Genomic DNA, 14,310 nt, shown 5'->3' on the forward strand with positions numbered 1-14,310 from the left:
TCAAGAACATTCCTGTCGCCGCCGTCTGACGCGGCAGCAGCCGCGGCGGCGCTAGAGTTTGCGCATGCAACCCGGCAGTCCCATCGGCGTGTTCGACAGCGGCATCGGCGGCCTGAGCATCCTCAGGTCGCTGCGCGCCGAGCTGCCGAATGAAGACTTCGTCTATTTCTCCGACGCCGGGCACGCGCCCTACGGCGAGCGCGACGACGCCTTCGTCGCGCAGCGCTCGGCCGGCATCGCGCGCACGCTGGTGGACGGCCACCGCATCAAGGCGCTGGTGGTGGCCTGCAACACGGCCACCGCGGCGGCGGTGCACCTGCTGCGCGAAACGCATGGGCAGGCCCTGCCGGTGGTCGGCGTGGAGCCGGCATTGCGGCCGGCGGCAACGCTCACGCGCACGCGCCGCGTTGCCGTGTTTGCCACGCGCGGCACGCTGGCCAGCGCCAAATTCCGCGCGCTGCACGATTCGATGTCGGCGCATGCCGAATTCCTGCTGCAGCCGTGCGACGGCCTGGCAACGGCAATCGAGTCGCATGACGCTGACGCAGTCGCGGCGCTGTGCGAACGCTATGCGCGCGCCTGCGGCGCCTTCGGCGGCACGCAGGGGCAGATCGACACGCTGGTGCTGGGCTGCACGCACTACCCGTTCGCGCTCGCGCAGCTCACGGCCGCGGTCGGGCCGGCGGTGCATCTGCTGGAAAACGGGGCACCGGTGGCGCGGCAGACGCGCCGGCTGCTGGAAGACAACGCACTGCTCAATGCCCAGGGCGCCGGCCGTGTGACGCTGCTGACGACCGGCGCGCCGCAGGCCCTGCGCGCCGCCTCGCAGCGCTGGCTCGGCCTTCAGGCCGAAGCCGTGCCGGCCTGAAGCGCGGCGTCGCGGCCGCGCTGCACATTCACTTTGACCAGCAGCACCAGCCCGGCGGCGAACAGCACCGTGGTGGACATCAGCGCTGCGCGCAGGTTGCCGCCGCTTGCCCAGGCAATGGCGCCGAAAGTGAGCGGCCCCACGATGCTGGCCAGCCGGATCGCGAACGTCCACAGCCCATAGAACTCCGCCAGCTGGCGCGGCGGCGCGAACAGGCCGGCCATGGCGCGGCCGGCCGACTGGCTGGACCCCATGCACAGACCCGCGAGCGCGGCGGCCCACCAGAACTGGCCCTTGCTGGTGCTCACGGCCGCGATCACGCAGGTGGCCACCCAGCCGACCAGCGTGCTGCCCAGCGCCAGCTTGTGGCCCACGCGGTCCTGCAGGTAGCCCCAGGCGAATGCGCCGCCGGCCGCCGCGAGGTTCAGCACGAAGATCAGCACCATGGTTTCCTGCTGCTGGAAGCCGATCACCGTTTCCGCATAAATCGCCGCCAGCGAGATCGCCACCGCCACGCCACCCTGGTAGAACACGGCGCAGCCCATCAGCCACATGAAGTCGGTGTAGCGCCTCGCCTGGGCAAAGGTGCCGCGCAGCTGGCGCAGCGAGGCCCGCATGCCGCCTTCGCGCAGCGCATCGGGATTGGGCCGCGCGCGTTCGTCCATCAGCCAGAAAGTCGCGAGCGCGGCCAGGCCGTAGATCGCCGCGGTGACCACCATGGTCACCGGCACGAACCGCTCGGCCGGGATGCCGTGCGCCTGCGCCCAGATCACGTAGGCCAGGCAGATGCCGAGCGCCAGCATGCCGCCGAAGTAGCCGAAGCCCCAGCCCCAGCCGCTGACCTTGCCCATGGCTTCGGGCTTGGCCAACTCCGGCAGGAAGGCGGCCGTGAGCGATTCGCCGTAGGAATAGAAGGTGTTGGAGACGATCACAAGCAGCATGGCCAGCGCCACGCTGCCCGGCCGCGCGAAGGCGAGCGCCGCGGTGGACAGCACGCAGCCGGCGGTGAACCACGCCAGCAGCCGCTTCTTGGCGGCGCGCAGGTCGGCATAGGCGCCGATGCTGGGCATGGTGAGCATGACGATGGCGTAGGACACGCTGAGCGCCGCCGTCCAGGCGAAGGTGGCCCACTCGGCCTTTTGCGCGATGCCGCCGACGAAGTACGCAGCGAACACGGCCGTGATCACCACCGTGGTGTAGCCGGAGTTGGCGAAGTCGTACATCGCCCAGCCGAACACCTCGCGCTTGCGCACGCCGGGGTTCAGGGCATCCTTGGAAAACAGCGCCATGTGGGCCTCCTCACGGCCGAGCATAGCGGAGGATGGCGCGCCTGCTTCAGTGCAGGTGGCGCGGGCGGCGTCCGCCGCCGTGGCCGCCGCCACCGCTTCCGCGCGGCGGCTTGCCCAGCTCGAGCGAGCTGGCCAGCGCGTCGAAGCGTTGCGCGAACAGCTTGTCGATCTCGCCCACCACGCCCGACAACTCGGAGGCGTCGAAGTGCCGCTCCATCAGGTTGATCACGTCCTGCACCAGCAGGTCGCGCTGCACCTGCATGATGGCCGCGGGCGTTGGCCCGACGAACAGCATCAGGAAATCGTCGCGCGACTCGGCTTCGGAATCGGACTCTTCCTCGTCGAAGTCGGCATCGTAGAAGGTGACTTCGATGGCCGCGCCGGCGTCCGCCAGGTCGTTCAGGCTCATGCACATCTCGTCGAGCGACTGGCGAAAATCCTCGTCGCCGTTGACGGTCCAGCACATGGTCAGCAGGTGCTCGTGCGCATCGAACTTGATGCCGGGCTCTTCCTCGTACGCGCTTTCGGCACCGTCGGCCAGCGACTTGGCGCCGGCGTATTTCCACAGGGGGCTGAGCGCCTCCTGCAGCTGGGCAAAAGTGACGTCGGAGCGCAGCGGCACATCGCCATGGACGTGGATCTCGAAGGGGGCGTTATCGTAATTGGCCATGTGGCTCTCCGGAACCGGTACGCCGCTCTGCAAGCGGCATCAAGCCCGATGATACCCCGGCGTTCGGCCGGGACCGGTCAGGAAACGGCTCAGCGGTGCGGCCTTCTCAGTGGAGCGACGCGAGCGGTTTCTGCCGCGCCGAGAGCACCGCGCCGATGAACAGCGCAACGGCCGACACGATCAGGCCGCGCTCCAGTCCGCCCGGGCCGTCGGCGATCCAGCCCACCATGGTCGGGCCCACGATCTGGCCGAAAGCAAAGGCGGTGGTGAATGCGCTGATGCCCGCGGACCAGGATTCCTGCGGCAGGTTGTGCCGCACCAGGGCCGTGGTGGAGGCCACGACCGACAGGAACACTCCGCCGAAGACGATGCCGGAGAGGAACACGACCGGCACCGAGCTGGTCAGCGCCGGCAGGATGCAGACCACGCCCAGCACGCCGTTCAGGATCGCCAGCGACTCGCCGCCCTTGAAGCGGTCCAGCATGCGTGCCCAGATGCGCGACGACGCCACCACCGCCAGGCCGAGCAGCGTGTAGAACAGCGTGATCCGCCCTGGCGTCATGCCCTGCTGCTTGAGCAAGGCGATCACAAAGGTCATGTAGCCGATGTAGCCCATGCCGAACATGAAGTAGCCGCTCAGGCCGAAGAAGAAATCCTTGACGGCGAACGCCCGCTTGCCGCCCTGCCCGGGTGGCGCTTCGCCGATGGCCCTGGCCGGCAGGGCCAGGATGGCCGTGGCAAGCAGGCACGAAATGCCGAGCGCCAGCCACGGCCACTGCCAGGTGTGCGCCACGCCGTGTTCCTGCGCGGATGCCAGCGCCGCGGGCACCAGCAAGGCGGACAGCGCAATGCCGATGCCGGTGCCGCCGTAATACAGGCCGATGAGGAAACCGGCGCGCTTGCTGTGCATGGAGCCCAGCCGCGCCGACAGCACGCCACCAGCGATGAAGATAAAGGAGCTGGCGATGCCCGCGCACACCCGCTGCAGGAACAAGGCGCTGGCATCGGTCACCAGGCCCGACACCAGCATGAAGATGCCGGCCAGCACGGAACCCGCGATCAACAGGCGCCAGACACCCATGCGGCGCATCAAGGCCGGTGTGATCAGCGCGCCGATGAAATAGCCGAGCGCATTGGCCGTGTTCATTCCGCCGGCCAGCAGATACGACCAGCCGAGATCGGAGCGCATCGGCGGCAACAACAGTCCGTAGGAGAATCTTGAGATTCCTAATGCGACTGCTGCAGCGAGTGACAGCGCCAATGCCGTTGCCACGGGATGGCGTATGGAAATTCCCTGAGAAGACATGCGAGCGCGGAATGTTGGTATGCTTTTTTGATTATACATTTCGCGGTTTCGTCTGCCGCGTCGCGGCGGACGAAACGGGCGTCCCGCCTGATGGCGGAACGCCAATGGGCGCAATGCAATGCCCCAATTCCCGAGGCTGCTTCAGCGGCGCTCGGCGTTCCCCACCACGTCGGCCACGGTCTTGGCCTTGTCGTGGATGAAAACGCAGAGCAGCTTGATCGGCGTTTCGCTCAGCACCCTGGCGAAATGCACGTCCTTGTCCGTGACCATGTAGGACATGCCGGGCTTGAAGCGCTTGTCGGGCTTGCCTTCGGTGACCAGGTCGAACTCGCCTTCGAGCACGTAGGTGCACTCGAGGCCGGGGTGCGTGTGCGGCGCCGCGCTGGTGCCGTTGGGCACTTCGATGATGCTGCAGTTGACGGTGTAGCCCTCGGGGAAATTCGCCTTCTGCAGCGTCGTGCGCTTGATGCCCCCCTGGACGTAGGAAGCGCCGACCTTCGCGGCGATTGCTTCCTCGACGCTGGATTCTCTCAGTGCGAGTTCTTGCATGTCTGTTTCTCCTTGCTCATCTGATTGAAAAATTGCCATCCCTCCAACCGACTTCATGCAGTGCGGACTTTGGGGGGCGAAAGGCCAAATCTAAATCAGCCAATTTCAAAGATCAAGAAATTACAGATGTGCATTGCGTAAATATCCAAGTCAAATTGTCTTTTCTGGACAAATAGCTACGTACGACGGATTTATTTACGAAATTAAAATTGACGTGCAATAGCGTGCCGAGAGAGATTAGCTGGATCGCCCTTCCGACATCTCCGCGAGATTGGCAATTAGAAATTGAATTGGTGAGCAAGCAGACGCAAGGCGATCTCCTCGACTGGAACGGTGTTCCGGTCGATCTTGTTTTCGGAGCCTGTTTTCCTTCTCGCCGCTTGGGTGGCATCCAATTCAATTGCATTTCAGCAATCAACAATGAAAAAAGGTCTATCCGTGAACACAGAAGATGCAGTGAGATTCAGGCCGTACACGCGCAGCAACATCAGCGAGGCACCGCAATGGGGAAAGCTCACGCAGGACCAGCGTGAATCGGTGACTGTGATCTCGCGGGTGCTTCCGTTCCGTGTCAATTCCTACGTCCTGGGCGAGCTGATCGATTGGGACAACATTCCCGACGATCCGATCTACCGGCTCACTTTCCCGCACCGCGACATGCTGCGGCCGCAGGAATACGAGGCGCTGCGCGACCTGGTGCTGGTGGACAAGGACGAGAAGAAGATCGAGCGCATGGTGCATGACATCCGCATGCGCATGAATCCGCACCCCGCGGGGCAGATGACGCACAACGTGCCCTACCTGGACGGCCGGCCGTTGAGCGGGCTGCAGCACAAGTACCGGGAGACCGTGCTGTTCTTCCCGAAGGCCGGGCAGTCCTGCCACGCCTATTGCACCTTCTGCTTCCGCTGGCCGCAGTTCGTGGGCATGGAAGAGCTCAAGTTCGATGCCAAGGACGCGTCGGAGCTGGTCGCCTACCTCAAGCGGCACAAGGACGTCACCGACATCCTCATCACCGGCGGTGACCCGATGGTGATGAATACGCGCGCGCTGAGCAGCTACATCGAGCCCCTGCTCGTGCCCGAGCTGTCGCACATCCAGAACATCCGCATCGGCACCAAGTCGGTCGCCTACTGGCCGCAGCGCTTCGTGAACGAAAAGGATTCGGACGACGTGCTGCGGCTGTTCGAAAAGGTGGTGGCGTCGGGCAAGAACCTGGCGCTCATGGGCCACTACAACCACCCGGCCGAATTGCGCACCCCGCTCGCGCAACAGGCCGTGCGGCGAATCATTTCCACTGGCGCGACGCTGCGCATCCAGGCGCCGCTGATCCGCCACATCAACGAAGACCCGAACGGCTGGGCCGAGCTGTGGACGACCGGCGTCAGGCTGGGCGCCATTCCCTATTACATGTTCGTCGAGCGGGACACCGGCCCCAGCCACTACTTCGAGCTGCCGCTGGCCAAGGCCTACGAGGTGTTCCAGCAGGCATACAAGCAGGTATCCGGCCTGGCGCGCACGGTGCGCGGTCCTTCCATGAGCGCGCATCCGGGCAAGGTGGTCATCGACGGCATCGTGACGCTGGCCGGCGAAAAGGTGTTCGCACTGCAGTTCCTGCAGGCGCGCAACCCGGACTGGGTGCGCCGGCCGTTCTACGCGAAATTCGACCCCAAGGCGACCTGGTTCGACCAGCTGGTCCCGGCCTTCGGCGAGGACAAGTTCTTCTTCCAGGAAGACAGCGCCCCGGCGCGCGAGGAGCAGGTGGTCGAGCACCGCATTCCCGTGGCCTCCCTGAAGCGCACGCGCGAGGTGCATGCCGACGCGCCTGCCGACGTGTCCTGAAAGCCGCCATGAGCAAGCCTTCCTACGAGGTGTATGCGCTGCGCTACGCCACGCATCCCGGCCGCCATGCATCGGAAAACTTCATCTTTTCCGACTTCCACGACGACGCCCTGATGCCGCTGGATTTTTTCATGTGGGCGATCAAGGGCGAAGGCCGGACGATCGTGGTGGACACCGGGTTCGACGCCGAGACGGCGAAGAAGCGCCACCGCGTCTACCTGCAAAGCCCGGTGGAGATGCTGCGCGACGTGGGCATCGATGCGAACACGGTGACCGACGTCGCCATCACCCACATGCACTACGACCATTGCGGCAACCTGATGGCGTTCCCGAATGCGCGCTTCCACATCCAGGACGACGAGATGGCCTACTGCACGGGCCGCTGCATGGGCCACAAGGCCCTGCAGCAGCCGTTCGAGGTCAAGGACGTCATCAACGCCATCCGCTGCCTGTACGAAGGGCGGCTGGTCTTCCACAAAGGCCGGGGAAAGCTCGCCGACGGCATCTTCCTGCACCAGGTGGGCGGCCATACCAAGGGCCTGCAGGTGGTGAGCGTGCCGACGGCGCGCGGCGAGCTGGTGCTGGCGAGCGACGCCGCGCACTACTGGGCCAACATCCGCGAGCGCAGCCCGTTCCCGATCGTGGTCGACGTGGAGGGCATGCTGGAGGCGCACGCCACGATCGACGCGCTCGCCGACGGGCCCTACCACGTCATCCCGGGGCACGACCCCAAGGTGCTGGAGGTGTTCCCCAGGCTGCCGGGCAACAGCAACATCGCCGTGCTGCATGCCCACCCGGTGTTCCCGGGTGAAGAAAAAATCCAGGAAGTCATCTCGCAGAGCCTGGCCGCGACTCCTCAATAAGAATTGCCATGGACACCGCACGCATCACAATCGTCGGCATGGGCCCGCGCGGCCTGAGCATCCTGGAGCGCATGGTGGAGCTGCTGCACGCCAGCCCGCTGCCGCTCGACATCAAGGTGGATATCGTCGAGCCGGGCGAGTGCGGGCAGGGATCGCATCCCGCGCACCAGCCGGACCACCTTCTCACCAACACGGTAGCGTCGCAGGTCAGCATCTTCGCGCAGGACAGCATGGTTGCCGGCAAGGACGGCATCTCGCTGACGCAGTGGGCGCGCATGGTCGGCTACCGCAGGTTCGGCACCCGCTACTTCCCGGTGAAGGACGGCTCGGGCGAGGAGATCACCGACCACGACCATCTGCCGCGCAACATGCTGGGCGAATACCTGACCTGGGCGTTCGACCGCATCGTGCGCCTGCTGCCGGAGAACGTGCGCATCGAACACCACAGGCGGCGCGTGGTGGACCTGATCGCGCTGAAGAGCGGCGGTTTCACTGTCTGCCTCGACAACGGCTTCCAATATCCCGCCGACCACGTGTTCATCACCACCGGTCACGGCACGCGCGCGGCCAGCCCTGCCGACTTGGCGTTCGACGCATTCGCACGCTCCACCGGTGCGAAGAACCCGAAGCTGAATTTCTATTCCACGCCGTATCCGGTGCATTGCCTCAACACCATCGCGGCGGATGCGACGGTGGCGGTGCAGGGCCTGGGCCTCACGGCCTACGACGTCATCTCCGCGCTGACGACGGGGCGCGGCGGCCAGTTCGTGGAGGAGCAAGGCAAGTTCGTCTACCGGCCGAGCGGCCGCGAGCCGAACATCCTGCTGTTCTCGCGCAACTGCCTGCCGTTCGCCGCGCGCGGCGCCAACCAGAAGGGCATTGCGGGCCGGCACCAGGCGCGCTTCTTCACCGTCGACGCGGTCAAGGCCTTGCAGGCGCGTGCGGTCGCGCGCACCGGCAGCCACCAGCTGGATTTCGCAGAGGAGATGCTGCCGCTGATCGAGAAGGAAATGGCGTACGTCTACCGTGCGGTCGGGACGGGGAGCGACCCGGCCCCGGCGTCGTTCCAGGCGACCGCGGAAGAACGCCAAGCGATTTCGAAGCTGCTGAACCCGCTGAAGGGCAAAACCTTCTCCTCGTTCGAGAGCTTCAGGCGGTTCTTCCGCGCGCAGGTCGAAGCCGACCTCGCAGAAGCGCACAAGGGCAACCTGACCAGCCCGGTCAAGGCGGCGACCGATGTCTTGCGCGACACCCGCGAGGCCTTGCGCACGGGCGTCGAGTTCGCGGGCCTGACGCCGTCGTCCCACAAAGTGTACGTGGAAGACTTCGTCGCCACTACCAACCGGATCTCGTTCGGCCCGCCCAGGCGGCGCAATGCCGAACTGCTCGCGCTGATGGATGCCGGCGTGCTCGACGTCGCCGGCGGACCAGGCAACCAGGTCACTACCGATGCCGCGCGGGGGCAGTTCTGCATCGCCAACCAGTTCGGCAAGGAACAGGTCAGGCACTATGCTGACGTGCTGGTGATCGCCAGGCTGGACCCCTATTCGCCCCGGACCGATTCCTCGGCGCTCACCACGAACCTGGTCCGCAGGGAGCTCGTGCGGCCGCACCTGAACGGCGACTACCATCCCGGCGGCCTGGACATCAACCGCGACATGCAGGTCATCGATGCAAGCGGCGAGTCGCACGGCAACCTGTGGGCGATCGGATTTCCCGTGGAAGGCCCGCATTTCTACACGCATGCCCTGCCCCGGCCATTGATGAATTCCCGGTTCACGCAGGATGCGCACCGCTGCGTGGCGCAGTTGCTGGAGTCGCTGCGCGAACGGCAGCAAGCCTCTCGGCAAGAAGACAGACTTGCCGCTTTCAGCTAAAAAGTCCTAGCGCGTATTAACATGCTGTTCTTTTCACTGAATTGACGCATGGCAACTTATCGCGAACTGCAAGAACAAGCCCAAAAACTTCTGGAGCAAGCCGAACAGCAGCGGCAGAAAGAGGTCAAAGAATCTCTGGACTTGATAGCCAAGACGATGACGGATTTCGACATCGGCCTTGAAGAACTCTTCGATCACCTGAAGTCCGCCGGATTCAAGGCGGAGAGCCCCAGGAGGACGGCCAAGAACAAGGTGAAAGCAAAGGGCGGGGTTCCAAAATTCCGCAATCCGTCTACTGATGAAACCTGGTCTGGCCGTGGCCGCGCGCCGGCTTGGCTTCGCGAAGCCGAAGAAAAGGGCAAGAGCCGCGACAAGTTTCTGATCAAGTCATAGGGCAGTCCGGCTCTCCAGGCATTGGTGCTCGCGGCCGGACTCGAACCGGCACGATCTCTCAATCGACGGATTTTCGTACCCCTACAGCTTTCGCTGCGCGCGCCACCGAGGTGGCGCGTTTGTGGTCTGGACTATCCCTTCACCCTAGCCTCGCGGCCGTAGGTGCTGCCCGTCTAGTCTCTACACCTTCCTGATCTCTCAGGCTTGGCTCGGGATTGGCAACAGCATCACGCTGCGAGCGTTCCCCGAATTTGAGCAGTTCTACTTCCGGCGTTTCCACCGGAGCACTCAAATCTCCCAAGTCCGTTGCGTCTACCGATTCCGCCACGCGAGCAAGTCACTTTAAAAAATTCTTGGAAGTTCGAGCTGTGCCAGTGTAAAGGCTTCGCTGTGGGCATCGCAGGTGTTTGCCCGCCAAAAAGAAACAGCCCCGGCAGGTTCACCTGCGGGGCTGTGTGTCTGGAGGCGCGGGGCGGAGTCGAACCGCCCTGGACGGATTTGCAATCCGCTGCATAACCGCTTTGCTACCGCGCCGCACAAGAAAAAGGGAAGCGGAAGCTTCCCTTTTTCGAACGGTACCTGGAGCGGGAAACGAGACTCGAACTCGCGACCTCAACCTTGGCAAGGTTGCGCTCTACCAACTGAGCTATTCCCGCGGAAGACCATGATTATAGACAGAAATTTCGGTGCTTTAAGGTGCGTCCGAAGTTTTTGATCAGTGTTTGATGGCGACCGGCGCCGCCGGTTTGGCAGCTTCGGCAACCGGTGCGGCGGTCACCGGCTCGTCGTCGGGAAGCGGCGTCGGCACGCGTTCGAGCGCCACTTCCAGCACCTTGTCGATCCACTTCACCGGCACGATCTCCAGCCCGTTTTTTACGTTCTCGGGAATGTCCTGCAGATCCTTGCTGTTCTCTTCGGGGATCAGCACCGTCTTGATGCCACCGCGCAGCGCCGCCAGCAGCTTCTCTTTCAAGCCGCCGATGGCCGTGACCTCGCCGCGCAGGGTGATCTCGCCGGTCATCGCCACGTCGGCGCGCACCGGAATGCCGGTATATGCCGAAACCATTGCCGTGGTCATGGCGGCGCCCGCGCTCGGGCCGTCCTTGGGCGTGGCGCCGTCGGGCACGTGCACGTGCATGTCGCGCTTTTCGAACTGCTCGTCCTTGATGCCCAGGCCGCGCGCGCGGCTGCGCACCACGGTGCGCGCGGCTTCCACCGATTCCTTCATCACGTCGCCCAGCGAACCGGTGCGCAGGATGGTGCCCTTGCCGGGCATCAGCGCGGCCTCGATGGTGAGCAGGTCGCCGCCCACTTCGGTCCACGCCAGGCCGACCACCTGGCCCACCTGGTTCTGGGCCTCGGCGCGCCCATAGGTGTGCTTGCGCACGCCCAGGAAATCGTTCAGGTTCTCGGCGGTCACCCGCACCTTCGGCGTCATCTTCTTGAGCTGCAGGCCCTTGATCACCTTGCGGCAGATCTTCGACAGCTCGCGTTCGAGCGAACGCACGCCGGCTTCACGCGTGTAGTAGCGCACGATGTCGCGCACCGCTTCCTCGGTGACCTCGAGTTCCTCGTCCTTCACGCCGTTGTTTTTCAACTGCTTGGGCAGCAGGTAGCGCATGGCGATGTTGGTCTTCTCGTCCTCGGTATAGCCCGACAGGCGGATGACTTCCATGCGGTCCAGCAGGGCCGGCGGAATGTTCATCGAGTTCGAGGTCGCAACGAACATCACGTCCGACAGGTCGAAGTCGACTTCGACGTAGTGGTCGCTGAAGGTGTGGTTCTGCTCGGGGTCCAGCACCTCCAGCAACGCGCTGGCGGGGTCGCCGCGGAAGTCGGTTCCCAGCTTGTCGATCTCGTCGAGCAGGAACAGCGGATTGCGCGTTCCAGCCTTCGACAGGCTCTGCAGCACTTTGCCCGGCAGCGCACCGATGTAGGTGCGGCGGTGGCCGCGGATCTCGGCCTCGTCGCGCATGCCGCCCAGCGCCATGCGCACGTACTTGCGCCCGGTGGCCTTGGCGACCGACTGGCCGAGCGAGGTCTTGCCGACACCCGGAGGGCCGACCAGGCACAGGATCGGCGCCTTCACCTTGTCCACGCGCTGCTGCACCGCAAGATATTCCAGGATGCGGTCCTTGACCTTCTCAAGGCCCCAATGGTCTTCGTTGAGCACCTGCTCGGCGTACGCCAGGTCGTGCTTGATCTTTGTGCGCTTGGCCCAGGGCAGGTTGGTCAGCACGTCGATGTAGTTGCGCACCACCGTCGCCTCGGCCGACATCGGCGACATCAGCTTGAGTTTCTTCAGCTCCGCGTCCGCCTTCTTCTTGGCGTCCTTGGGCATCTTGGCGGCCTTGATGCGCTTCTCGATTTCCTCGATGTCCGCGCCCTCCTCGCCTTCGCCCAATTCCTTCTGGATGGCCTTGACCTGCTCGTTCAGGTAGAAGTCGCGCTGGTTCTTTTCCATCTGGCGCTTCACGCGGCCGCGGATGCGCTTGTCGACGTTGAGGATCTCGACCTCGCGCTCGATCTGCTCGAACAGGTTCTCCAACCGCTCCTTCACCTCGGCCAGGTCCAGCACGATCTGCTTGTTGTCGAGCTTGAGCGGCAGGTGCGCGGCGATGGTGTCGGCAAGGCGGCCCGGATCGTCGATGCTGGCGATCGAAGTCAGGATTTCCGGCGGGATCTTCTTGTTGAGTTTGACGTACTGGTCGAACTGCTGGAGCACCGCGCGGCGCAGCGCCTCCACTTCGGCCGACTTGGACTCGTCCACCACGCCGGCGGGCACCGGCACCACGGTGGCCGAGAAATGCTGGTTGCCGTCGGTGATCTTGCTCACGCGGGCGCGCTGCTGGCCTTCGACCAGCACCTTCACCGTGCCGTCGGGCAGCTTGAGCATCTGCAAAATGGTGGAGACGCAGCCGACCTCGAACATGTCGGTGACCGCGGGCTCATCCTTCGCGGCCGCCTTCTGGGCCACCAGCATGATGCGGCGCTCGGCCTCCATCGCAGCCTCCAGCGCCTTGATGCTTTTGGGCCGGCCAACGAACAGGGGAATCACCATGTGCGGGAACACCACCACGTCCCGCAGAGGCAGGAGCGGCAGTTCCATCGGTTCGGCTGGCAGGGGATTGTGTGCGGACATGAAAATCCTTTTTGTGACCAGCCGCATATGGCTGGCGATGCGCCATTTTCAACCCGGCCTCATCCGAGTGGGGCCGAATGGGTCGAAAGCGGCTGAAAAACCATGAAGGGCTCCCATGGGAGCCCTTCCGTTACGCTTTCTTGGCCGCCTCGCGGTACACCAGCAAGGGCGGCTTGTTCTCTTCAACGGTTGATTCGTCCACCACCACGCGCTCCACGTTGGAGATGTTGGGCAGCTCGAACATCGTATCGATCAGCGACTGCTCCAGGATCGAGCGCAGGCCGCGCGCGCCGGTCTTGCGCGCCAGCGCCTTGCGGGCGATGGCCTTCAGCGCGCTCGGGCGCACCTCCAGGTCAACGCCTTCCATCGACAGCAGCTTGGCGTACTGCTTGACCAGCGCGTTCTTCGGCTCGGTGAGAATCTGCACCAGCGCGTCTTCGCTCAGCTCGGACAGCGTGGTGACCACCGGCAGGCGGCCAACCAGTTCGGGGATCAGGCCGAACTTGATCAGATCTTCCGGCTCGACCTCGCGGAACATGTCGGACAGGCTGCGCTCGGCCTTGCCGCGCACCTTGGCCGAGAAGCCGATGCCCGAGGCTTCGGTGCGCTGTTCGATGACCTTTTCCAGGCCGGAGAACGCGCCGCCGCAGATGAACAGGATGTTGGTCGTGTCGATCTGCAGGAAGTCCTGGTTCGGGTGCTTGCGGCCGCCCTGCGGCGGCACGCTGGCCATGGTGCCTTCGATGAGCTTGAGCAGCGCCTGCTGCACGCCCTCGCCCGAGACGTCGCGCGTGATGCTGGGGTTGTCCGACTTGCGCGAGATCTTGTCGATCTCGTCGATGTAGACGATGCCGCGCTGCGCCCGCTCCACCTCGTAGTTGCAGTTCTGCAGCAGCTTCTGGATGATGTTCTCGACGTCTTCGCCCACATAGCCCGCTTCGGTCAGCGTGGTGGCGTCGGCCATGACGAAGGGCACGTCCAGCATGCGCGCCAGCGTCTGCGCCAGCAGCGTCTTGCCGGAACCGGTAGGGCCGATCAGCAGAATGTTGGTCTTGGCGAGCTCGACCTCTTCCTTCTTGGCTTTTTCCTTGTGGCGCAGCCGCTTGTAGTGGTTGTACACGGCCACCGACAGCGCCCGCTTGGCGGGCTCCTGGCCGATGACGTAGTTGTCCAGGTTCAGCTTGATCTCGTTGGGCGTCGGCAGGTCGCCGCGCGCCTCGCGCTGCTCGTCGCCCTGCGGCAGCTCGTCGCGGATGATCTCGTTGCACAGGTCGATGCACTCGTCGCAGATGAAGACCGAAGGTCCCGCGATGAGTTTCTTCACCTCGTGCTGGCTCTTTCCGCAGAAGGAGCAGTAAAGCGTTTTCTCGCTGGAAGAGCCTTTTCGTTCGGCCATGTGGGGAGCGCCTGCCTCGGTGTACGGTTGGGGAGGATGATACAGAAAGGGCCGAGGGGCCAGGGATGAGGGGCTAGGGGAAAAATCACAGAGAGGCGTCGGATGACGCCCTGTT

Annotated in this window: 11 protein-coding genes and 2 tRNA genes; 5 read left to right on the forward strand and 8 right to left on the reverse strand. The window is 64.4% G+C overall.

Translation table 11 applies throughout. The features are described from left to right. Positions 1-64 precede the first annotated feature (64 nt). On the forward strand, positions 65-868 hold the full coding sequence (murI, locus tag H0U68_RS11650) for a glutamate racemase (protein WP_296355724.1): 804 nt from the start codon (positions 65-67) through the stop codon (positions 866-868). On the opposite strand, the gene H0U68_RS11655 is transcribed toward murI, so the two are convergent. The 4 genes from H0U68_RS11655 to H0U68_RS11670 form a co-directional block, all read right to left on the reverse strand. Beyond that, the gene (locus H0U68_RS11655; protein WP_296355726.1) at positions 844-2,157 is read right to left on the reverse strand and encodes an MFS transporter; all 1,314 of its coding nucleotides are present in this window, start codon (positions 2,155-2,157) and stop codon (positions 844-846) included. The two genes, murI and H0U68_RS11655, sit on opposite strands and share 25 nt — an antisense overlap. Positions 2,158-2,203: 46 nt before the next feature. After that, on the reverse strand, positions 2,204-2,827 hold the full coding sequence (locus tag H0U68_RS11660; RefSeq protein WP_296355728.1) for a DUF6806 family protein: 624 nt from the start codon (positions 2,825-2,827) through the stop codon (positions 2,204-2,206). A gap of 106 nt (positions 2,828-2,933) precedes the next feature. Then, complete coding sequence (locus tag H0U68_RS11665) at positions 2,934-4,172, reverse strand: YbfB/YjiJ family MFS transporter (protein ID WP_365731457.1); 1,239 nt, start codon at positions 4,170-4,172, stop codon at positions 2,934-2,936. 102 nt (positions 4,173-4,274) lie between these two features. Beyond that, positions 4,275-4,682: a cupin domain-containing protein gene (locus tag H0U68_RS11670; RefSeq protein WP_296355730.1), complete on the reverse strand. Its 408-nt coding sequence runs from the start codon at positions 4,680-4,682 to the stop codon at positions 4,275-4,277. Between the two features lie 420 nt (positions 4,683-5,102). Here H0U68_RS11670 and H0U68_RS11675 point away from each other — a divergent pair, with 420 nt between their 5' ends. From H0U68_RS11675 to H0U68_RS11690, 4 genes are read left to right on the forward strand one after another with little or no spacing between them, the layout of a single operon-like run. Then, the gene (locus H0U68_RS11675) at positions 5,103-6,524 is read left to right on the forward strand and encodes a lysine 2,3-aminomutase (RefSeq protein WP_296355732.1); all 1,422 of its coding nucleotides are present in this window, start codon (positions 5,103-5,105) and stop codon (positions 6,522-6,524) included. Between the two features lie 8 nt (positions 6,525-6,532). Continuing rightward, the gene (locus H0U68_RS11680) at positions 6,533-7,387 is read left to right on the forward strand and encodes an N-acyl homoserine lactonase family protein (protein WP_296355733.1); all 855 of its coding nucleotides are present in this window, start codon (positions 6,533-6,535) and stop codon (positions 7,385-7,387) included. Between the two features lie 8 nt (positions 7,388-7,395). Next, positions 7,396-9,264, forward strand: coding sequence for an FAD/NAD(P)-binding domain-containing protein (locus H0U68_RS11685; protein ID WP_296355735.1), 1,869 nt, complete (start codon positions 7,396-7,398; stop codon positions 9,262-9,264). A 48-nt stretch (positions 9,265-9,312) separates the two neighbouring features. Continuing rightward, positions 9,313-9,657 carry an H-NS histone family protein gene (locus H0U68_RS11690; RefSeq protein ID WP_296355738.1) on the forward strand — a complete coding sequence of 115 codons (345 nt, stop codon included), beginning with the start codon at positions 9,313-9,315 and terminating at the stop codon, positions 9,655-9,657. Positions 9,658-10,117: 460 nt separating this feature from the next. Here H0U68_RS11690 and H0U68_RS11695 read toward each other — a convergent pair. The 4 genes from H0U68_RS11695 to clpX form a co-directional block, all read right to left on the reverse strand. Further along, positions 10,118-10,191, reverse strand: a tRNA-Cys gene (locus H0U68_RS11695). Positions 10,192-10,237: 46 nt separating this feature from the next. Next, positions 10,238-10,313, reverse strand: a tRNA-Gly gene (locus tag H0U68_RS11700). A 59-nt stretch (positions 10,314-10,372) separates the two neighbouring features. Beyond that, positions 10,373-12,799 (reverse strand): endopeptidase La, encoded by a 2,427-nt coding sequence (gene lon, locus H0U68_RS11705; RefSeq protein WP_296355740.1) that lies wholly within the window; start codon positions 12,797-12,799, stop codon positions 10,373-10,375. Between the two features lie 130 nt (positions 12,800-12,929). After that, positions 12,930-14,195 (reverse strand): ATP-dependent Clp protease ATP-binding subunit ClpX, encoded by a 1,266-nt coding sequence (gene clpX, locus H0U68_RS11710; RefSeq protein WP_296355742.1) that lies wholly within the window; start codon positions 14,193-14,195, stop codon positions 12,930-12,932. Positions 14,196-14,310 lie beyond the last annotated feature (115 nt).

This window comes from Ramlibacter sp., from assembly GCF_013697775.1.
In the GTDB taxonomy this organism is placed as follows: Bacteria; Pseudomonadota; Gammaproteobacteria; order Burkholderiales; family Burkholderiaceae_C; genus Ramlibacter.